This window comes from Methylobacterium thuringiense (assembly GCF_022179645.1).
Classification (GTDB): domain Bacteria; phylum Pseudomonadota; class Alphaproteobacteria; order Rhizobiales; family Beijerinckiaceae; genus Methylobacterium; species Methylobacterium thuringiense.
Genome location: NZ_BPRA01000011.1, coordinates 1 through 20,979, shown reverse-complemented (window position 1 = coordinate 20,979; position 20,979 = coordinate 1). Strand labels below are relative to the sequence as shown.

The following is a 20,979-nucleotide window of genomic DNA, read 5'->3' as shown; positions in this document are numbered from 1 at the left end:
ATTTGCGCTGGGTCCCGGATCACCTTCCACTGCGTTCCAGGTGTCCGGGAAAGGGCCGTGGCATCGACCGGAAACGGTCTGATAGCTCGCGCCTTGGACCGCGACGCTTCCGGTAGCCACCACAATCCTCCAGCTTCATCGCAAACGCAGCGCCACGATGGCGGGATCGGATTACGGATTGAGGATCGCCAGCGCCTGCTCGTGCAGGCGGCGGTCGCCCGCAGCGACGACGCGGCCGCCGCCCGTCGCCGGGCCGCCGTCCCAGGAGGTGATCACCCCGCCGGCGCCCGCGACGATCGGGATCAGGGCGACGATGTCGTAGGGCTGCAGGCCGGCTTCCACCACAAGGTCGATCTGGCCGGCGGCGAGCATGCAATAGGCGTAGCAATCGGTGCCGTAGCGCGACATCTTCACGGCCGACTCGATCCGGCCGAAGCGCTCGCGCTCCTCGCCCTCGGCGAACAGGCGCGGATCGGTGGTCGCCAGGATCGCGTCGGCGAGTTTGTCGGTGCGGCGGGTGCGGAGAGTCCGCTCCCCCTTCGCGGTGCGGATGGTGGCGCCGCCGCCGTCGCCCAGGAAGCGCTCGCCGAGATAGGGCTGGTGCATCAGCCCGCGCACGGCGGTGCCGTTCCGGGTCAGGCCGATCAGCGTGCCCCAGGTCGGCAGACCGGAAATGAAGGCGCGGGTGCCGTCGATCGGGTCGAGCACCCAGACGCATTCGGCGTCGGTCTGCTCCGCGCCGAATTCCTCGCCGAGGATGCCGTGCGTCGGAAAGGTCGCCCGGATCATCCGGCGCATGGTGGCTTCGGCCGCGCGGTCGGCCTCCGTCACCGGATCGAAGCCGCGGCCGGAGCCGCTGGCCTTGTCGTCCATGCCGAAATGCGCGCGGAAGAACGGCAGGATCGCCGCGCCCGACTGCGTGGCGAGGTCCTCCATGAAGCGGGCGAGATCGACGACGCTCATTGGTGGCCCATCGCTGGATTTCGCGAGAGGCCCGAAGCCTGCTCAAGGAGCACGATCGAAGGCTGCTCGCGAGGCCCAGGTCAACCGGCAACACCGATATTTCAAGCCGCCGCGAAGCGCTTCGCGTCGTGCTGGATGCGCGCCACCATGGCCCGCACGCCGTTGGAGCGCTTCGACGTCACGTGCGAACCGAAATCGAGCCGGCGGAAGATATCGAGGCCGTCGGTGGTCGCGGCGTCCTGAGGCGTCTTGCCATCGTAGAGCGAGACCATCAGGGCGACGAAGCCGCGCACGATGCTGGAATCGCTGTCGCCGCGCAGCGACAGGCGCGGCTCCGGGGCGGCCGGGTCGAGTCCGACGTCGAGCCAGACCTGGCTCTCGCAGCCATGCACGCGGTTGTCCTCTGTCTGCCGGGCTTCGGGCAGAGCCTCCATCTCGCGGCCGAGCTCGATGATGTAGCCGTAGCGCTGCTCCCAATCCTCGATCAGCTCGAAGTTGTCGATGATGTCGTCGATGGGAGGCAGCATGGAAGCGGTCGAACTCGTCGGGTGTTGTGTCCTGGGACCGATATAGGCCGGGCGGCGTCGCGAGGCGATCCATCCGGCCTGCGCCGGATCAGCCGGGACCGTGCACCCGCGCCTCGGGCAGCTGCAGGTCGAGGGGATGCGCGCGGGTGGCGTCGCCGCTCACCGCGATCTCGGCCTGGGCCGCATAGGCCGCGATCAACCGGGGTCCGAGCTTCGGCACGCCCGGCTTGCCCGCGGCGGCCGCCTCCCCCGATCCCGAGACGATCGACAACCGCACCGGTTCGCCGACGCCCGCGACGATATCGATACCGATGCCGCAGCTCACCGATTCCGCGGTGGCGTCGAGGCATTCGGCCACCACCTCCGCGACGATCATGCCCAGTGCGTTGGCGGTGCGCGGCTCGACCAGACTGGTGCCCGATCCGCCGACGGTGACGCCGATGCGGCCCGCCCGGCGCAGCTGGCCGAGACCGGAGGCGAGGCGGTGCAGGTAGTCGCGCAGGTCGATCGAAGCGATGTGCGGGGCCTCGTGCAGGTGCTGCTGCACCAGGGCGATGGCGCGCACGCGCTGTCCCAGCGCATCGAAGCTACCCCGGCACGGCTCGGGCGCGGCCCGGCCGTAGAGGCCGATCAGGCTGACCATCACCTGCAGGTTGTTGCGGACCCGGTGATAGATCTCGGCGAGCAGCGTCTCCTTCTCGACCAGCGCCGCCTCGGCATGATCCTCGGCGTTCTTGCGGTCCGTGATGTCGAAGCAGGAGCCGAGATAGCCGGTGAAGGTGCCGTCCTCGACGAGCGGCCGGGCGGTGTCGAGCAGCCAGCGATAGGAGCCGTCGTTCCGGCGCAGGCGGAATTCGATGCTGAAGGGCTCACGCGCCTCGAAGGCCTCGGCGGCGATCTGGGCGTGACGCTCGAAATCGTCCGGGTGAAGGCCGCTGCGCCAGCCGTCGCCGAGCTCTTCCTCACGCGGCCGCCCGGTGAACTGAAGCCAGCACTCGTTGTGATGCAACGCCCGGCCACGCGGGTCCGAGCGCCACATCATCAGGGGCACGTAATCCGCGAACCGGCGAAAATCGTCGCAGACGGCCCGCGGGGCCGCCTCCGGTGTCGTGTCTGTCGGTGGGGTGTCCGAAACCATTCCGCCGTTCGATCTGCGATGAGTGCACGGCCCGTCTCGATCCATGGGCTCGCGGCGGTCAACGTGCCTCCTGTGGGCGCGTTCCGGTCGATTTTGAGATGCTATGTACGGTTGTATACGTGCAGCGCGGCTGTCCGTCGAAACGGCGCCGGTCCGCGACGGCCTGCGGGGCGAAACATGCAGGACGAACGATTGCCGCCGGGTCAGCGGATCTCTTCGTGCCAGGTGCGCCCGTCGCGCTCGATCAGGGCGATCGCAGCGGTCGGCCCCCAGCTTCCCGCGGCGTAGGGGCGCGGCGGCTCGGGACGGTCGGCCCAGGCCTGGAGCAGCCTGTCGGCCCATTCCCAGGCGGCCTCGACCTCGTCGCGGCGCATGAACAGGGTGGCGTTGCCGCGCACCACGTCCATCAGCAGGCGCTCGTAGGAATCGGGATAGCGCTGCTTGAAGGTCTCCTCGAAGGAGATGTCGAGGTTGGTCGGCCTCAGGCGCATGCCGCCGGGGCCGGGATCCTTGGTCATCACCTCGAGCTTCATGCCCTCCTCCGGCTGCAGCCGGATCACGAGCCGGTTCGGCTCGCGCCCGAAGGCCTCGTCGGGGAAGATCGAGAACGGCGAAGCGCGGAACTGCACCACGATCTCGGAATGCTTGCTCGGCAGGCGCTTGCCGGTACGCAGGTAGAACGGCACCCCGGCCCAGCGGGCGGAGCGCACCTCGAGCTTCAGGGCGACGAAGGTCTCGGTGCGGCTGGTGGAATCGCCGCCGAGGTCGGTCTGGTAGCTCGGGACGCTCTTGCCCGCGACCGCGCCCGCCGCGTACTGGCCGCGCACCGTGACCGCCTGCACGTCCGCCGGGGTGATGGGCTTGAGGGCGCGCAGCACCTTCAGCTTCTCGTCGCGCACCGAGTTGGCGTCGAGCGAGAGCGGGCTCTCCATGGCGGTCAGGCAGAGCAGCTGCAGGATGTGGTTCTGCACCATGTCGCGCAGCGCGCCGGAGGTGTCGTAATAGCCGCCGCGGCCCTCGACGCCGACCGTCTCGCCCACCGTGATCTGGACGTGGTCGATGACGTCGGCGTTCCAGAGCCGCTCGAAGATGGTGTTGGCGAAGCGCAGAGCCAGCAGGTTCTGCACCGTCTCCTTGCCGAGATAATGGTCGATCCGGAAGATCTGGCTCTCGGGGAAGACCGCCCCGACGCTGTCGTTGATGGCCTGGGCGGATTTCAGGTCCTTGCCGATCGGCTTCTCCAGCACCACGCGGGTCTTCTCGCCGACGAGGCCGCAGCGCTCGATGTTCCGGCAGATCGCACCGTAGAGGTCGGGCGAGGTAGCGAGGTAGAACGGCCGGATCTGGTCGGGCCGCTCGTCGAGCAGCGCCTTCAGTTCGTCCCAGCCGTCGTCGCCGAGGGCGTCGACCGCGACGTACTGCACGTGGTCGACGAAGCTCGTGAGCGAGGCCTCGTCGAGATGATGCGAGGGCACGAACTCGCGCAGGGCCTCCCGTGCCCGATCGCGAAAGGCCTCGGTCGACAGCTCCGTGCGCGAGGCTCCGATGATGCGGCTCGAGCCGGGGATCTGGCCGTCGCGGAACCGATAGTACAGGGCGGGCAGCAGCTTGCGCCGGGTCAGGTCGCCGGTTGCGCCGAACACCACGTAGTCGAAGGAGGCGACGGGGATGATGGTGGCCAAAGGCTAAGCTCCCGTGGACTTGCGGCGTCGCGGCGATCCGGTCGGGCCGGGCCGCGGCGCGCGACCCTATCCTCCGGGCCATGGCCTTCGCAACGCCCGTGCCTCTCGGGAGCCTGCTGCGCGCGAGCGGCGCATGGCGGGCAGCGAGGCCCCGGCGGCAGCGGGCCGGGAAGGACACCCGAGGGCGTAAAACCCTGACCCGCCGGACGTTCGGTCCCGCACGCGGCACCGGAGCGACGCGGGCCTTGTAGACCCACCGATGCCGGGACGCACCCCGGATCGCTACGCACGGAGCCATCGACCGGCGGCGTGCCGATCCGCACCCGGCCGGGCGGCGGATGAGGAGAATGGTAACCATCCACGCGCATCGTCCTCCCACGACCCAATCGAGGCCGGCGATGTTGTTGCGTCACCACACCCCCAGCCGTGCCACGGCGCTCGCGCCGATCACGGTGCTCCTGCTGATGGGCGTCGCCATCGCCGAGCCCGCGCAGGACGCGCGGCCAGCGGCCGCGCCGCTGCCACTCTCGGTCCAGCCCACGTCGCAGGAGCCGGCACCCGCCGCCTCACCGCCGGCCGTCCAGACCGCGCAGCCCCAAACGCCCAAAAAATCGCGAGAACTGCCGGCGACCGTCTTCGCCAAAGTCTCGGAGGACCCGACGCCGACGCTGGCGCCAGCAACCTTTCTCGCCACCATGCGCATGGCCGAACACTACAAGGTGCTCGCCGAGGCCGGCGGCTGGAGCCCGGTCCCGGCCGGCACCAGCCTGAAGCCGGGCGACCGCAACCCGGCCATAGCGGCCTTGCGCGGCCACCTCGTCATGACCGGCGACCTCGCGGCGAACGCCACGCATTCCGACCTCTACGACGAGACGCTGGTGACGGCGGTGAAAGCCTTCCAGGCCCGCCACGGCCTGCCGGAATCGGGCCTCGTCCAGCGTCTCACCGTCGCCGCGCTGAACGTCCCGGCCAGCGTGCGCCAGCGCCAGCTCGCGGCCTCGGCCGAGCGGCTGATCGGCTCGAAGTTTCCCTTCGGCGAGCGCTACGTCGTCGTGAACATCCCCTCGGCGACCGTCGAGGCGGTGGAGAACGGCGGCGTCGCCCGCCGCTACGTCGCCGTCGTCGGCAAGCCCGACAAGGCGACGCCCTCGGTCGAGACCCGCGTCACCGACGTCAACCTCAACCCGACCTGGACCCTGCCCGTCTCGGTGATCAAGAACGAGATCATCCCGACGATGCGCAAGAACCCGGGCTATCTCGCCAAGAACCACATCCGCATGCTCGGCCCCGGCGGCGTCGAGGTCGATTCCACGACCTTCGACTGGAGCGGCGAGAAGGCGGTCAACTACATGCTGCGGCAGGATTCCGGCTTCGACAACTCGCTCGGCCAAGTCCGAATCGACATGCCGAACAAGTTTGCCGTCTACATGCACGACACGCCCTCGAAGTCGCTGTTTGCCGGCAACGTCCGCTTCCATTCCCACGGCTGCGTCCGCGTCGGGCAGGTCAAGGAATTCGCGGCCTGGCTGCTGCAGGGCACCGAGGGACCGAACGGCGCCGGCTCGACCTGGGGTCCGATCGAGATCGAGAGCGGCATCGCCACCGGCGAGAAGCGCGACATCAAGCTGGTGAAGCCGGTGCCGGTCACCTTCGTCTACCTCACCGGCTACGCCACGCCGGACGGCCGCGCGCATTTTCGCGACGACATCTACGGGTTGGACATGCCCGGCACGCCGGCCCCGTCGGCGGCCACCGACGTCGTCACCACCGGCTCGATCACCCCGCGCCCTGTCATCAAGCCGGCCCGCGCCGGACAGGCCGTGCCGACCACCGCCGACCTCGTGCCGGCGGCGCGCCCTACCGTCCGCGCCAAGCCGGCCGCGCCGGCCCCTGCATCGAAGCCGGAGGCGGCCCGCCGGCCGCCGGTCGCGCGGCCGGCCATTCGCGAGCCCGAATTCATGCCGCCGGGGCTCGTCGGCCCGCGGGGCTGATCGCGGCATCGGATCGGTTCTCGACGGCCGTCATGCCTGGACCTGAACCGTTGCAGCCGGCTGCCTTCACCGGAGGCGACGCCGCCGGATCACATCTTCGGCACTTCCTAAGAGCGGCATCGGCCACGATCGGAACGGCGACGCTTGCGTTTGGCGCGGCGAGATTCCACGTGTCGGCCGTTGCCCGCGGCCGTAGGCCGCTTCTTCACGTCGTTTGCGAGAGCCAGCCGTCAGAGCCGGCCCGACGCGGCGTCGCCCAAGGACAGACCGCTTTCATGACGATGCTGTTTCGCCTCCTGCGCCCGAGCGCGCTCGCCCTGTCGCTCGCGCTGCCCGGCGCCGCGCTCGCCCAGGAGACCAGCGCCACGCCGTCGGCTCCGGCAGCGGCAGCGGCAGCACCGGCGGCGAAAACCTCGCCCGACACGGTGATCGCCAAGGTCAACGGCGCCCCGATCACCCAGGGCGACCTCAACATCGCGGGCGAGGACCCGGCGCTGTCGCTTCCCGGCGTCGACGAAGCCGGCAAGAAGGGCCTGCTCGTCGACTACATGATCGACCTGCGCGTCGGCGCCCAGGCGGCCGACGCCGCGAAGGTCGGCGAGTCGCCGGAGTTCAAGCGCAAGCTCGCCTATTTCCGCGACAAGCTGCTACTCGACGACTTCCTGGAGCAGGAGGCCAAGAAGGCGGTGACGCCGGACGCCGCGAAGGCCCTCTACGACCAGACCGTCAAGGCGCTGAAGCCCGAGGAGGAGGTCCACGCCCGGCACATCCTCGTCGACAACGAGGCCGACGCCAAGAAGATCGCCGCGCGTGTGAAGGGCGGCGAGGACTTCGCCAAGGTTGCCGGCGAGACCTCGAAGGATCCGGGCTCGAAGGCCGAGGGCGGCGATCTCGGCTGGTTCACCAAGGAGCGCATGGTGGCCCCCTTCGCCGAGGCCGCCTTCAAGATGAGCCCCGGCCAGGTCTCCGATCCGGTCAAGACCCAGTTCGGCTGGCACGTGATCAAGCTCGAGGAGAAGCGCACCAAGCCGGTGCCGAGCTTCGACGAGATGAAGGAGCAGGTCGACCAGTACATCACCCGCAAGGCCCAGCAGGACGTGATCCTGAAGCTGCGCGAGGCGGCGAAGGTCGAGCGTACGGATGCCGCGCCGACCGCGCCGGCTCCGGTGCTGCCGCCGACGGATGGTTCGAAGAAGTAGTCCAACCGGACGCCTGGACGCGCCAGATCGCCTATCCGCAGGCGATCTGGTCGCAGCGCCGCATCGCCGCGATCATGCGCGCGAGCGCCTTCGGGCCGGGATGGCCGAGCATGCCGGTATTGCCCAGCACGTAGGACGGCGTGGCGGTGAGACCCAGGTTGGCCGCGACGTGCATCTGCGCGCTCAGGGCCTGCCGGATCTCCTCGCTGTCGCCGATGCTCTCCAACTCGGCACGGGGTACGCCGGCCCTGGCGGCGACCTCGAGGGCCTTGAGGCCGTCGATCTTGCCGGGCGTGCCGAGGAGTTGCCCGTAGACCTTGAAGGCCGCGGCCGAGCCGAGCTTGCGCTGGACGGCGAGCGCCACCTTGGCGGCCTGGGCCGACATCGGCGAGAGGATCGGGTTGTTGACGAGGCCGATGCGCAGCGACGGGTCGCTGGCGGCGAGTGCGGCGATGTCGGCGGCGGCCTGCCGGCAATAGGGGCAGTTGTAGTCGAAGAACTCGTAGAGCACGACCTCGGCATCGCGCGGGCCGATATAGGTCACGCCCTTCAGCTCGGCGATCTGGCCGGTGATCTCCCCCGGCAGGCGCATGTTAGCGATCGGCCGGCCGTCGTCGTTGTCGACCTTGTAGGTCTGACCGTAGCTCTGGGCGAGGGCCGGCCCGGCGAGGCCGAGGGCGGCGGTGGCGGCGAGGAAGCGGCGGCGGTCGAGAGTCATGGGCACTCGCGTAAGCCGGGAGGATGGCTGAAGTTCGGCTGGATCAGCCAGCTGGCCGAGGCTCGCGGCTCTGCCGCCACCAGATCCAGGCACAGAGCAGCGCGACGGGGATGCCGATCACCGAGGTGCCGACGAAGAACCAGGCGAAGCCGAGCGCCTTGACCGCGACGCCCGAGGTCATCGCCAGCAGGTTGCCCGGCAGCGCCACCAGGGAGGTCATCAACGCGAACTGGCTCGCCGCGTGCGCGTCCGAGGTCAGCGTCGACATGTAGGTGATCAGCACGATCGAGGCGAAGGCATAGGCGAAGGATTCGATCCCGACCGCGACCACGAAGGTCCAGTAGGCGCCGTCGTTGTGGTCGCCGTAGAGTGCCAGATAGGCCAGCGCGAGATGCGCCGCGGAGCCGAACACGGTGCCGAACAGCAGCGTCGGCATGATGCCGACGCGCGGGATCAGCCAGCCGCCCAAAAAGGTCGCGCCGAGGCCGAGCCAGAACCCGTAGACCTTCACCACCGTGGCGATGTCGACGTCCGAGTAGTGCAGCGTCACGAAGAGCGGATTCGCCATCGCGGTGGAGACGTAGCCGGGCATGCGGAAGCCGGCGATCATGATCAGGATCGGGATGCCAAGCGGCCCGAGGCGGTCGAGCAGGTCCTTGATCGGCGCCCAGATCGTCGCGGCGAAACTCATCGGCGCATGCGCGGCGCGCGTGTCGGATTCGGGCTCGGGAGCGATCCAGGCGGCGATCATGCTCGGCAGCATCAGCGCCGCCATGACGAGGTAGGCCGCCTTCCAGCCGTGCTCGCCCGCGACGAGCAGCGCGCCCGCGCCCGCGATCAGCGAGCCGACGCGCCAGCCCATCTCCGACCAGGACGACATCAGCGGAAGCTCCGCCTTCGCCACCACGGCGATGCGCCAGCCGTCGACGGTGATGTCCTGCGTCGACCCGGCGACGCCGAGGGCGAGCGAGAACGCGATGGTCCAGCCGAGCCAGTGCTCGGGATCACCGAAGGCGATTCCCGCGAGCGATGCCGCGACACCGACCTGCGCCAGCAGGATCCAGCCCCGCCGCCGCCCGAGCCAGGCGCCGAGTAGCGGCGCGTCGTAGCGCTCCAGGAACGGCGCCCAGAGGAACTTGAGCTTGTAGGGAAAGGTCAGCCCGAACAGCCAGCCGATCGTCTCGATCGGCACCCCGGCCCGCGTCAGCCAGACCGATTGCGTCGCGTAGATCAGCGGAAAGGCCATCCCCGAGCCGATGCCGAGAAACAGCCCGGCGGCGATCCGGCGGTCCCGGAACAGCGGCGTCAGGAACGACGCACGGCGCGGCGCGGCTTCGATCGCGGGAGCCTGCATGCGGTTAGGGCCTCGCATCCGTGCGCGGGACCCTGGGATGCCGAGGCCGCGTCGGCCGCCTGCATGAGGATTTCGGCGGTGCGGTCAAGCCCCGACCAGACGGCAACCGCGCCAGAAAGCACGGTTGCCAAGCGTCGTTCGGATGTCTTCAGCCGGCAACTTAGTGCCCCCTCACACCTGCTCCAGCGTCGTAGCGGCCATGTCGATCGCCGCAGCCACCGCGTTGATCTGCTCTTCGTCGAGCGGTCCGCGCGACAGGCGCAGGCGCAGCGCCAGCTTCAGGTTCTCCATCGCCCGCACGATCTGCGGAGCGGGGCCGCCGCCGTGCCGGCGACCGGATTCGTCCATGCGTTCCATGAGCGCGTCGAGGGTCGGGCGGTGCGCGTCGAGATAGGCGCGGCCCTCGGCGGTGATGGTGTGCAGCTTCTTGGCGCCGTCGCCGTCGCTGACGGTCACGTGGCCGAGGTCCTGCAGCATGGTCAGCGTCGGGTAGATCGTGCCCGGGCTCGGGCTGTAGGCGCCGCCCACGCGCTCCTCGATCGCCTTGATGATCTCGTAGCCGTAGCAGGGCTTCTCCGCGATCAGGTTGAGCACGACGAGGCGGAGGTCGCCGTGGCCGAAGAAGCGGCCGGGACCGCCGTGCCGCCCGGGGCCGCGGTGACGGGTCGGACCGCCGAAGGGACGGTCGTCGTCGTGCTGGTGGCGGGCGAAGTACCAATCCTGGCGGGGGTCTTGGAAACGGGGATGCATGATGCCTTCCGATCATGTTTCGATATGTCGATATATTAGATATATCGAAATACGATCGAATTTCAAGCGTCCTCATATCGGCACGAAAAAACCCGGCTCGCGCGCTGCGAGCCGGGTTTCGGGGATCGACGGATCGCTCCGGCGCTCAGGCCGCCTGCGAGGTCTCGGAGCGCTCCTTCGCGAGCTTGGTCACGCCGACCTGGTCGACCTTGCCGCTGCCGAGCATCGGCAGTTTTTCGAGGACCACGACCTCCGCCGGCACCGCGAGTTCGGGCGCACCCTTCGACTTGGCGAAGGCCTGATAGGCCGGCCGCGTCGCGCCCTTGGCCTCGGTGAACAGGATCAGCCGCTCGCCCTTACGGGCATCGGGCACGGCGGCCACCGCGCTCGGGGCGTCCGGCCAGAGTTCGGCCGCGAGGGTCTCGACGGTGGCGAGCGAGATCATCTCGCCGGCGATCTTGGCGAAGCGCTTGGCGCGGCCCTTGATCGTGACGAACCCCTCGGCATCGATCGCGACGATGTCGCCGGTGTCGTGCCAGCCGCCCGGCGGCGGTTCGAGCACGCCGGGCTTCTCGGCGCGGTAATAGCCGAGCATGATGTTCGGCCCCTTCACCGAGAGCCGGCCGCCCTCCTCGATGCCGGGCACGCTCTCCAGCCGCGTCTCGATGCCAGGCAGGATGCGGCCAACCGTGCCGAAGCGGTTGAACATCGGCGTGTTGAGCGCGACCACCGGCCCGCACTCGCTGACGCCGTAGCCCTCCAGGATGCGCAGGCCGAACTTCTCGCTCCAGGTCTTGCGGGTCGAATCCTTCACCTTCTCGGCACCGGCCACGACGTAGCGCAGCGAGCGCAGGTCGTAGGGGTGGGCGGCCTTGGCGTAGCCGGTGAGGAAGGTGTCGGTGCCGAAGAGATACGTGGCGTTCGAGCCGTAGATCAGCTCCGGCACGATCCGGTAATGCAGCGGCGACGGGTAGAGATAGACCGGCACGCCGGAGACCAGCGGCAGCACCAGCCCCGCCGTCAGCCCGAAGGCGTGGAACACCGGCAGGACGTTGAAGACCTTGTCGGTGCGGCCGAAATCGATGCGCGCGGCAGCCTGGGCGGTGTTCGCCAGCATGTTGCGGTGGGCGAGCACCACGCCCTTCGGCGTGCCTTCGCTGCCGGAGGTGAATAGCACCGCGACCGGGTCGGAGCCCTTGCGCTTCACCAGCGGCTTGCGGGGCGCGATCAGGCCCCTGAGCTTGTCGCCGGTGGTGACCGTGGCGCGCACGTCCTCGAGATAGACGAGCTTCACCTTGCCCGCGAGCCCCTCGATCAGGCTCCCGAGCCGCCCCTTCTCGATGAAGGCGCGGGAGGTGACGATGGTGTCGACCTGCGCCGCCTTGCAGGCCGAGAGCACGTTGGCGGAGCCGGCGGAGAAGTTGATCATCGCCGGCACGCGGCCGGCGCTGGCGAGCGCGAAGAAGGTGACGGCCGCGCCGTTGGCGTTCGGTAGCATCAGCCCGATGGTCTTGCCCTCGGCAGCGAGCGGCATCAGCTTGCGGCCGAGGATGTTGGCGCCCATTACGAGGCGCGCATAGCTCATCGTGCCGGTGACCGGGTCTTCGAGCGCGACGCGGCGCCAACCGTGGCGGTCGCCCGCCTCGATCAAGGCCGACATCACCGAGCGGTCGATGTTCGTGGTCTCGAACATCAGGTCCGACATGATGTCGTAGAGGGCAGCGCCTGCGGCGCGGCGGCGGTTCTTGCCTTTCAGCTCCGGATCGACCGCGAGCTTCACCGGTTCCATGATCGTCACGGTGACCTTCGGCCACCAGCGGCGGCGCACCTGCAGGCGCGAGAGCCGCGAGAAGATGGTCTGTTCCGGGCCGTCGATCTTCACCGGCACCACCATGGCACCGGACTTGTCGGCGATCAGGCCGGCGCCGTCATAGACCTTCATCAGGCTGCCGGTGACGGTGAGGCGTCCTTCGGGGAAGATGATCAGCGTCTCGCCGTTCTTCACCGCGTTGATCAGGGTGCGGGTGGCGAGCGGCCGGGTCGGGTCGAGGGGCATCGCCTTGGTGACCCTCAGGAACGGCTTCACCCACCAGCGCTGGGCGATACCGTGGTCGATGGCGAAGACCGGCTCCTGGTCGAGCAGCGAGAGGGCCAGCGGCGCGTCGAGGAACGAGACGTGGTTCAGCGCGATAATGGCGTTCGGCCCGGCCTTCTCGACGTTCTCCAGGCCCTTCACCTCGAGGCGGTAGAAAGCCCGGAAAAAGATCGACAGGAAGTCGCGGAACGGGCTCGTCGGCATGATCTTGAACACGATCACGCCGACGACGAGGTTCAGCACCGCGATGAGGGCGAAGAGCTGCCCCATCGTGAGGCCGGCCGCCTGGAGCGCGGCCAGCGCCAGGGTGCCGCCGACCATGAAGGCGGCGGTGATCACGTTGACGGCGCCGATGACCCGGGCGCGCTTCTCCTTCGGCGTCCAGGCCTGCACGGCGGCGAAGGACGGCACGATGTAGAGGCCGCCGGCGATGGCGAGGCCGGCGAAGTCGACAAGCAGACGGATACCGGTCGGGTCGGAGAGGAAGGCGAGCGCGCCGATCGGTTCGCCCACGGCCGGCACCGCCTGGGAGACGGTCCAGGCGAGGTCGAGGCCGAACAGGCCCATCAGGATCGCGCCGACCGGCGTCGGCAGCAGGACGATGCGGCCGCTCGCCAGCCACGAGGCCAGGGCCGAACCGATCGCAATGCCGATGGAGAAGACCGCGAGCAGCGTGGTGGCGACGATCTCGGTGCCGTTGAGCGTCTGGCGCACCAGCACCGGCAGCAGCGAGAGCACCACCACGCCGACGAGCCAGAACCAGCTCACGATGATCGAGCCGCGCCAGAGCCGCGTGTCGGACCAGAGGTCGCGCAGTAGCCCGACCGTGGAACGGGCGATGTTGGCGTCGACCTTGAGGGTCGGGTCGCCCTCGCCGGTGCGCGGGATCTGGCGGGCGGCGAGCCAGCACAGGATCGCAAACGTCATCAGCCCGGCGCCGAGCCCCAGGGCGTGGCCGCCCATCGCCATGGCGAGGCCGGCGGTGATGGTGCCGAGCAGGATCGCCAAAAAGGTCGCGGCCTCGACCAGCGCGTTGCCGGCGGTGAGTTCTTCGCGCTTCAGGTGATCGGGCAGGATGCCGTATTTGATCGGGCCGAACAGCGCCGCGATGATGCCGAAGGTGCCGAGCGAGGCGAACAGCAGCGGCACCGATTGCAGCCAGAAGCCGAGCACCGAGAGCAACGCGGCGAAGATCTCGGCGAACTTCAGGCGCTTGGCCAGGACCGCCTTGTCGTAGCGGTCGGCGAGCTGGCCGCCGAGGCCCGACAGCACGAAGAACGGGCCGATGAACACGGCGCTCGCCAGCGTGACCAGAATCCCGCCATGGCCCGGATCGGTGCCGGTCTCGCCGACCTTGAACAGGATCAGCAACGCGAGCGCGTTCTTGAGGAAGTTGTCGTTGAAGGCCGAGAAGAACTGGCACCAGAACAGCGGTGCGAACCGCCGCGTCGTCATCAGGGAAGCGAACATGGACCTCTCTCCCGGCTGGCCCATGACTGCCCGGCGATAGCTTGGGCGTCAAATCCAGCCTGTCCGACGCGCCCTGCGATCGGGCCGTCAGATAGTTTGCACGTTGTTCAAAATACGCGGTTCGGCGCGGCCGGCAACTTGATCTTGCACGTCGTGCAATCTATCCCGCCCGATGCGTGCGTCGCCGCACGCCGGACAGCCATTCCGCAGGATGCGCCGGCAGGTCCTAAGGTTCTGTTGTTGCGCGGTTCTTCTACGCTGCGAGCGCATTTTCGAGCGGAGTGGCCGCCAATTCGCGTGAAGACGATGCGGCCACGCCAACATCGAGGAGACGGCATGGGACAGGGCAAACGGGCCGCGGGACCGCGGGGCGAGCACGACCGCGAAGGCTTTATCGAGATGGTCGCCCAGGCGGCCGAGAGCCTCGTGCGCAACGAGGGCTTTCGCGGGCTCGGGATGCGCCGGCTCGCGGCGGCGATCGGCTACGCGCCGAACTCGATCTACAACGCGGTCGGCGACCTCGATCAGGTGATCCTGCGGGTCAACGCCCGCACCTTCCGCCGCCTCTGCGCGACGCTCGAAGGTGCGATCGATCCGGCACAGCCACCGCGAGACAATGCGCTGGCGCTGGCGGACGCATACCTCGTCTTCGTCACCGCGGACCCGCGGGTCTGGAGCCTCGTGTTCGAGCATGTCGCCGCCCCCGACGTACCGTTTCCCGATTGGTACGCCGAGGCCCTGTCGCAGGCGACCGGCCTCGTCGACACGGTGCTGCAGCAGCTCCTGCCCGACGCGACCGAACGCCGGCAGGCCGTCGCGACCCTCTGGGCCGGCCTGCACGGCATCGCCTCGCTCTCGACCTCGAACAAGCTCGCGGTGCTGGTGCCGGACTCGCCGCGGGTGCTGGCGCGGATGCTGGTGGGGCGGTTTTTGGGGGATGTTACGGGACCGATGTGAGGGAGGAAGCCAGCCTCCGGCAACCACTCCCCTCTTCATCCCGAGATGCTGCGCAGCAGGCTCGAAGGACCCCTGAACGCCGATCCAATGGCGAAGCGATGCACGGATAGGGGCAGGGGTGCTTTGAGGCCTCCGCTACGCTGCGGCTCCTCAGCATGAGGGCCGGTAAGTGGGGTTACACCACCTCGCCCGCCTGCAGCTGCCGATACTCGCGCCCGTGCGCGCAATACCCCTCGACGATCTTCGCCATCATCGTGCGCTTGCCCGCGTCGAGTGGGGCGAGGATGCGGGCGGGGCGGCCGCCCCAGAGGTGGCCGCTGTCGAGGAGTTGGCCCGGATCGGTGGTGGCGCCGCCCGCGAGCAGGACGTCGTCGGCGACGACCGTGCCCGGCGCGATCACGCAGCCGATGCCGACGAGGCTGCGGGCACCGATGCGGCAATCGGCCATGCGCACGTTGTGGGCGATGGTGGTGTCGCGCCCGATCACCACGCCCTCGCCGCGGGTGCGGATCACCGTGTTGTCCTGGATGTTGGTGTCGGCCCCGACCACGATTGGCCCGACCTCGGCTTCGAGGGCGCAGGAAAACAGCACGCTCGATCCGGCTCCGAGCAGGATCCGGCCCGAGAGCCGCGCGGTGCGGGCGACGAACACCGTCTCCTCCGTCTCCGGCGCATCGCCCACGGTCGGCGCGGGCGACGTGGCCGCCGCTTCGCGCAGGCGCTCGGCGCGCTCGGCGATCTCCTCGCGTGTGATCGGGCGCTGGCGCTTGGCCGGGCTGCCGGCATAGACGTGGCCGGCCTCGAGCGTCGAGCGCGGAAACACCGTGGCCCCCGCCTCGATCAGCACGCCGTCTCCGACCACCGACCCGTCGAGCACGATCACGTCGTCCTCGATCACCACGTCCGAGCCCACCGTGCAGGCATGGACCACGGCGTTGCGGCCCACCGTTACCCGGTCGCCGACGACCGTCGCCAGGGTGTCGGTGGCGATGTGGACCGTGGAGCGGGTGCCGAGCCAGAAGCGGTCGCCGACGGTGACGGTCTGGCCGTCGGCGCGGATCACGCTGTCGTCGCCGAGCCAGGCCTGCGCGCCGATCGCCGCCGTGCCGATCACCGTACTGCCCGTGCCGCACCAGACCGGCCGGGCGGAAAAGGTCGGCAGCACGCCGTCGTAGGGGAGGATCAGGTCGGGCGTCACGAGAAGCGTCCTTGAGTCTGGGTCCGGGCGCATGGCACTGCAGACCGAGCGCAGACATATAGGCGCATGCACGGGAGCGGTATCCCGCAGCCGCGTTTCGAGGACAGCATGAGCCGCGTCAGCATCCGGCCGGATCCCTTCGACGTCGCCACCGAACTCGCGGCGATCGAGTCCTCGACGAACGGCCGCGCCGGGGCCGTGGTGAGCTTCACGGGCCTCTGTCGCGACGAGAACGGCCGGCTCCGGGCGCTCGAACTCGAGCACTATCCCGGCATGGCCGAGGCCGAGATCGAGCGCGTGGTCGAAGAGGCCGAGGGGCGCTGGCCGATCCAGGCCGTCCGCGTGATCCACCGCCACGGCCTGATCCGGCCGGGCGAAGGCATCGTGCTCGTCGTCACCGCCTCGGCGCATCGCACGGCGGCCTTCGCGGCGGCGAGCTTCCTGATGGACTACCTCAAGGCGCGCGCGCCCTTCTGGAAGCGCGAGCACCTCGCCGACGGCACCACCGGCGGCTGGGTCGAGGCGACAGAGCACGATGCCAAGGCTGCGGAGGGATGGTCGCAGCCGGCGTCGGAGGGATGATGGACGCGCGCCCGATTTGCGTCCATGCCGCCCGCGCCGGCGTGACCGGCGGAAGGCGTATGCAGGCCCATGGGGATCCAGGAATCCGGCGTGAAGACGGCTGACGGCCCTGTCGGCCCCTGGCGCGGCGCACGCCCGCTGGTCGGCTCGGGCATCGCGGTCGTGGCCTTCGTGGCGCTGCTCGCGCTGTGCTGGCTCGCCTCGGCGACGCTGCTGCTGATCTTCGCCGGCGTCCTTCTCGGCGTTTTCCTCGACGGGCTCACCCGCGGCCTCAAATACGTCCTGCCGATCCCGCGCGCCCTGCGCCTGCTGATCGCGAGCCTCGCCGTTGCCGGTTTCCTCGTCGGCATGAGCGCAGTCGGCGGCGCCACCATCGCGCAGCAGGGGCGCGAGCTCGGCCAGACCATCCAGAACCAGTCGGGCACCATCCGCGACTGGCTCAAGGATCACGGCGTCAGCCTCGACAAGCTCGAAGCCCTGCAGGGGACCGGTGAGGCCGGGCAGCCGAAGCCGAAAGGCGACGACGAGCCGAAGGGCGGCCTCAGCGGCTTCGCCTCAGGCGCGCTGAAGAGCCCCGGCTCGCTGCTGTCGGATGCCGGCAGCGTGCTCGGCCCGGCGGCGACCGTCCTGCTCGAACTGTTCAACGCGCTGGGCAACGGCCTGGTGATCGTCTTCCTCGGTGTCTCGGTGGCGGCCGATCCCGGCAGCTACCGCAACGGCGTGGTGCGCTTCCTGCCGCCGCACCGGCGCGAGCGCGGCGGCCAGGTGCTCGACGGCATGGGCGAGACGCTGCGGCACTGGCTGTTCGGCCAGCTCATCACCATGGCGGTAATCTTCCTCTGCACCTGGGGCGGTCTCGCCTTCCTCGGCATCGGCGGCTCGCTGATCCTCGGCTTGCAGGCGGGGCTGCTCGCCTTCATCCCCACCGTCGGCCCGCTCCTGGCCGGCGTGGTCATCCTGCTCGCCAGCCTCGCCTCGGGCGTCAATGCGCTGCTCGGGGCGCTTGGCGTCTATCTCGCGGTGCAGACCCTGGAGAGCTACGGCCTCACGCCGTTCATCCAGAAGCGCGCCCTCGACATCCCCCCCGCCACGATCTTTGCGGGGCAGCTCCTGCTCGGCGTGCTGTTCGGCCTGTGGGGTATCGCCCTGGCCCTGCCGCTGATGGCGGTGATCAAGGTGCTGCTGGCGCAGCTCTACATCGAAGAGACGCTGGGGGAGGAGGCGGGGGCGTGAGCCTCCGCCGAGACCCGCTCTCAGCAAGACCTACTCTCAAGATTGTCTGTTCGGGTTGCTTGCATCCCCTCGCCCCGCTTGCGGGGAGAGGGCCGTGCCCCTTGCCGGGGCACGGCGAGGCGGCAGCCGAAGGTGAGGGGGCGGTGCCGGATAAACCTCTTCCGGAGTCGCCCCCTCACCTTCGCTTCGGCTTCGCCTCCGCTTGCCACGGACCCGACAAGGGGTCCGTGGCCCTCTCCCCGCGTGCGGGGAGAGGGCGGGCGCTAGCTCACACCGCCTTCTGCAGCGGCACCACGTTGTGCAGCGTCTTGTCCGCGGTATCGAAGAAGCGTCGGACGTTGCGGGCGGCCTGGCGGATGCGTTGCTCGTTCTCGACCAGCGCGATGCGGACGTAGTCGTCGCCGTGCTCGCCGAAGCCGATGCCGGGAGCGACCGCGACGTCCGACTTCTCCAGCAGGAGCTTCGAGAATTCGAGGCTGCCCAGCGGCTTGTACTTCTCCGGGATCGGCACCCAGGCAAACATCGAGGCCTGGGGCGGCGGGATCACCCAGCCGGCCTTGCCGAAGGACTCGACCAGCGCGTCGCGGCGCTTCTTGTAGATCGCACGCATCTCCTTGATGCAGTCGTCCGGGCCGTTCAGTGCGGCGGTGGCCGCGACCTGGATCGGCGTGAAGGCGCCGTAATCGAGGTAGGACTTCACCCGCGTCAGCGCCGCGAGCAGGCGCTCGTTGCCCACCGCGAAGCCCATGCGCCAGCCGGCCATCGAATAGGTCTTCGAGAGCGAGGTGAACTCCACCGTCACGTCGATGGCGCCGGGCACCTGCAGCACCGAGGGCGGGGGTGCCTTGTCGTCGAAATAGACCTCGGCATAGGCGAGGTCGGAGAGCAGGATGATTTCGTGCTTCTTCGCGAAGGCGACGAGCTCCGTGTAGAAATCGAGGGTCGCGACATAGGCCGTCGGGTTCGACGGGTAGCAGACCACGAGCGCCACGGGCTTCGGGATCGAATGCAGCATCGCGCGTTCCAGGATCGGGAACATCGCGGGCGTCGGCTCGGCGGGAACGGAGCGGACGACGCCGCCGGCCATCAGGAAGCCGAAGGCGTGGATCGGGTAGCTCGGGTTCGGCACGATCACCACGTCGCCCGGCGCGGTGATCGCCTGCGCCATGTTGGCGAAGCCCTCCTTGGAGCCGAGCGTCGCCACGACCTGCGTATCGGGGTTCAGGCTCACGCCGAAGCGGCGCTGGTAGTAGCCGGCCTGGGCCCGCCGAAGCCCGGCAATGCCCTTGGAGGCCGAGTAGCGGTCGGTGCGCGGGCGACCGGCCGTCTCGCAGAGCTTGGCGATGACGTGCTTGGGGGCGTCGAGGTCGGGGTTGCCCATGCCGAGATCGATGATGTCGGCGCCGTTGGCGCGGGCCTGCGCCTTGATCCGGTTGACCTGCTCGAAGACGTAAGGGGGCAGGCGCTTGATGCGGTGAAAATCGGTCATGGCGTTCTTGGCGTCCGGGGCGCGCGGGCCTCCCAGCGGGAGCCCGCCTTTCGCGAGCGGCGGTGAATCGCGTCTCATACCATCGACGTTCGCCCACGCCGACTCCGAAAGCCTGCAACCACCGCTTTTCGAATGTCGCGTGTGGCGCGGGTGCCGCGGCGCTACTCGGGTGGAAGCTCGGCCGGCTTGAGTCCCTTGGCGATGCCCTTGGCCGCGCCCTCCGCCGTCCTGCCGCGCGCCTCGTTGCGGGTGCGTGCGCCCTCGAGATCCGCTTCGAGGCTCTTCTGGGCCTCGGAGGAGCGGGCGCGGATCGCGCGTTTCGGCTCGTCCTGGCCGACCGGCATGTAGGTCCGGTCGGTGCGGCGGGAGGTCTCGACGAAGTCCGGCGCGTCGACCTTCTTCGGCCCGTATCCGGCGCCGACGAAGGCCTCCTTCATCGGATTCACGTCGCCGGAGCAGCCCGCCGCGCCCAGGATAGGCAGGCTCAGGGCGAGAAGTCCGAAGAGTCTGGGCGAAAGCATGGGCTGCGCGATCTGGACATTGTCCGGCGGACTGGCGACATGTTCGGGTGAAGCGCTAATTTGTCCGAAACGAGGCCCACCGCCGCTTGGTCGTCCAAGAGGCGGGAGAGAGCCGATCAGGGAGGATCAAACGCGTGTCGGACGTTCCGAAGCCGGTCCAACCGGATCTGGAAGCGATCTCCCGCAACGCCGCGGCCCTGGCCGAGGGGTTCGGGCGCATGTCGGCGAGCTATCTCGCGCCGCTGGAGGGCAAGGCGAACGGGCGCGGCAACGCCAACCCCTCCGACGAGATGGGCGACATCACCCGCACGCTGGGCAAGGTCGCCGAGACCTGGATGAGCGATCCGCAGCGGGCGATGGCGGCGCAGGCCCAGCTCTCCGAGGCCTTCATGGCCCTGTGGGGTTCGACCTGGAGCCGGATGCAGGGCGAGGCCCCGGCGCCCGCCATCGCCACCGATCCGAAGGACAAGCGCTTCGCCGACCCGGAATGGACGACGAACCCGGTCTTCGACTTCATCAAGCAGAGCTATCTCATCACGGCGCGCTGGGCCGAAGGCCTCGTCGAGAACGCCGAGGGTATCGACGCGCGCACCCGCCACAAGGCCGAATTCTACCTGCGCCAGATCCTGGCGGCCTACTCGCCCTCGAACTTCGTGATGACCAACCCCGAGCTCCTGCGGCACACGCTGGCGGAGAACGGCGAGAACCTCGTGCGCGGCCTCAAGATGCTGGCCGAGGACATCGAGGCCGGCGGCGGCGAGTTGCGCGTGCGCCAGACCGACGTGACCGCGTTCACCTTCGGTGTGGATGTCGCAGTGACGCCGGGCGAGGTCGTCTACCGCAACGACCTGATGGAGCTGCTCCAGTACGCGCCGAAGACCGAGACGGTGCTCAAGCGCCCGTTCCTGATCGTGCCGCCCTGGATCAACAAGTTCTACATCCTCGACCTCAATCCGACGAAGAGCCTGATCGGCTGGATGGTCTCCCAGGGGCTGACGGTCTTCGTGATCTCCTGGGTCAATCCCGACGAGCGCCACCGCGACAAGGACTTCGAGTCCTACATGCGCGAGGGCATCGAGACGGCGATCGACCAGATCGGCATCGCCACCGGC

Annotated in this window: 17 protein-coding genes; 6 read left to right on the top strand and 11 right to left on the bottom strand. The window is 69.2% G+C overall.

Annotated elements, in window-relative coordinates; all coding sequences use genetic code 11:
* Nucleotides 1-171: 171 nt before the first annotated feature.
* The 4 genes from hisN to zwf all read right to left on the bottom strand — a co-directional run bounded on the left by hisN (nucleotide 172) and on the right by zwf (nucleotide 4,310).
* Nucleotides 172-963 (bottom strand): histidinol-phosphatase, encoded by a 792-nt coding sequence (gene hisN / locus MFF07_RS13005; RefSeq protein WP_147820446.1) that lies wholly within the window; start codon nucleotides 961-963, stop codon nucleotides 172-174.
* Nucleotides 964-1,064: 101 nt separating this feature from the next.
* A complete protein-coding gene (locus MFF07_RS13000) occupies nucleotides 1,065-1,490 on the bottom strand; it encodes a SufE family protein (RefSeq protein WP_147820448.1) in 426 nt (141 codons plus the stop codon).
* An 88-nt stretch (nucleotides 1,491-1,578) separates the two neighbouring features.
* A complete protein-coding gene (locus MFF07_RS12995; RefSeq protein ID WP_147820450.1) occupies nucleotides 1,579-2,628 on the bottom strand; it encodes a sensor histidine kinase in 1,050 nt (349 codons plus the stop codon).
* A gap of 203 nt (nucleotides 2,629-2,831) precedes the next feature.
* Nucleotides 2,832-4,310, bottom strand: a complete 1,479-nt coding sequence (gene zwf, locus MFF07_RS12990) for a glucose-6-phosphate dehydrogenase (RefSeq protein WP_147820452.1) — start codon at nucleotides 4,308-4,310, stop codon at nucleotides 2,832-2,834.
* A 398-nt stretch (nucleotides 4,311-4,708) separates the two neighbouring features.
* On the opposite strand from zwf, the gene MFF07_RS12985 reads away from it, so the two are divergent.
* Nucleotides 4,709-6,301, top strand: coding sequence for a L,D-transpeptidase family protein (locus tag MFF07_RS12985; protein WP_238232147.1), 1,593 nt, complete (start codon nucleotides 4,709-4,711; stop codon nucleotides 6,299-6,301).
* A gap of 275 nt (nucleotides 6,302-6,576) precedes the next feature.
* Complete coding sequence (locus MFF07_RS12980; RefSeq protein WP_147818440.1) at nucleotides 6,577-7,500, top strand: peptidylprolyl isomerase; 924 nt, start codon at nucleotides 6,577-6,579, stop codon at nucleotides 7,498-7,500.
* Nucleotides 7,501-7,531: 31 nt separating this feature from the next.
* Here the strand turns inward: MFF07_RS12980 and MFF07_RS12975 are convergent, their stop codons facing one another.
* The 4 genes from MFF07_RS12975 to MFF07_RS12960 all read right to left on the bottom strand — a co-directional run bounded on the left by MFF07_RS12975 (nucleotide 7,532) and on the right by MFF07_RS12960 (nucleotide 13,887).
* A complete protein-coding gene (locus MFF07_RS12975) occupies nucleotides 7,532-8,218 on the bottom strand; it encodes a DsbA family protein (protein WP_238232146.1) in 687 nt (228 codons plus the stop codon).
* Nucleotides 8,219-8,261: 43 nt separating this feature from the next.
* A complete protein-coding gene (locus tag MFF07_RS12970) occupies nucleotides 8,262-9,572 on the bottom strand; it encodes an AmpG family muropeptide MFS transporter (protein WP_147818442.1) in 1,311 nt (436 codons plus the stop codon).
* Between the two features lie 171 nt (nucleotides 9,573-9,743).
* Nucleotides 9,744-10,322 (bottom strand): PadR family transcriptional regulator, encoded by a 579-nt coding sequence (locus MFF07_RS12965; RefSeq protein WP_147818443.1) that lies wholly within the window; start codon nucleotides 10,320-10,322, stop codon nucleotides 9,744-9,746.
* Nucleotides 10,323-10,467: 145 nt separating this feature from the next.
* Nucleotides 10,468-13,887, bottom strand: coding sequence for an acyl-[ACP]--phospholipid O-acyltransferase (locus tag MFF07_RS12960; protein ID WP_147818444.1), 3,420 nt, complete (start codon nucleotides 13,885-13,887; stop codon nucleotides 10,468-10,470).
* Nucleotides 13,888-14,223: 336 nt separating this feature from the next.
* Between MFF07_RS12960 and MFF07_RS12955 the strand changes: the two genes are divergently transcribed.
* Complete coding sequence (locus tag MFF07_RS12955; protein ID WP_238232143.1) at nucleotides 14,224-14,844, top strand: TetR/AcrR family transcriptional regulator; 621 nt, start codon at nucleotides 14,224-14,226, stop codon at nucleotides 14,842-14,844.
* Between the two features lie 175 nt (nucleotides 14,845-15,019).
* Here MFF07_RS12955 and MFF07_RS12950 read toward each other — a convergent pair whose 3' ends face one another.
* Nucleotides 15,020-16,042: a gamma carbonic anhydrase family protein gene (locus MFF07_RS12950; RefSeq protein WP_147818446.1), complete on the bottom strand. Its 1,023-nt coding sequence runs from the start codon at nucleotides 16,040-16,042 to the stop codon at nucleotides 15,020-15,022.
* A 108-nt stretch (nucleotides 16,043-16,150) separates the two neighbouring features.
* On the opposite strand from MFF07_RS12950, the gene MFF07_RS12945 reads away from it, so the two are divergent.
* Together MFF07_RS12945 and MFF07_RS12940 are read left to right on the top strand one after the other, a co-directional pair.
* Entirely contained in the window at nucleotides 16,151-16,624 is a 474-nt protein-coding gene (locus MFF07_RS12945; protein ID WP_147818447.1) for a molybdenum cofactor biosynthesis protein MoaE, read from the top strand.
* A 69-nt stretch (nucleotides 16,625-16,693) separates the two neighbouring features.
* The gene (locus MFF07_RS12940) at nucleotides 16,694-17,857 is read left to right on the top strand and encodes an AI-2E family transporter (protein WP_238232141.1); all 1,164 of its coding nucleotides are present in this window, start codon (nucleotides 16,694-16,696) and stop codon (nucleotides 17,855-17,857) included.
* Nucleotides 17,858-18,125: 268 nt separating this feature from the next.
* Here MFF07_RS12940 and MFF07_RS12935 read toward each other — a convergent pair whose 3' ends face one another.
* Both MFF07_RS12935 and MFF07_RS12930 read right to left on the bottom strand, forming a co-directional pair.
* Nucleotides 18,126-19,346, bottom strand: a complete 1,221-nt coding sequence (locus MFF07_RS12935) for an LL-diaminopimelate aminotransferase (RefSeq protein WP_147818456.1) — start codon at nucleotides 19,344-19,346, stop codon at nucleotides 18,126-18,128.
* A gap of 161 nt (nucleotides 19,347-19,507) precedes the next feature.
* A complete protein-coding gene (locus MFF07_RS12930; RefSeq protein WP_147818449.1) occupies nucleotides 19,508-19,867 on the bottom strand; it encodes a hypothetical protein in 360 nt (119 codons plus the stop codon).
* A gap of 134 nt (nucleotides 19,868-20,001) precedes the next feature.
* Here MFF07_RS12930 and MFF07_RS12925 point away from each other — a divergent pair.
* A partial coding sequence (locus tag MFF07_RS12925; RefSeq protein ID WP_373322337.1) for a PHA/PHB synthase family protein occupies nucleotides 20,002-20,979 on the top strand: 978 nt, incomplete at its 3' end.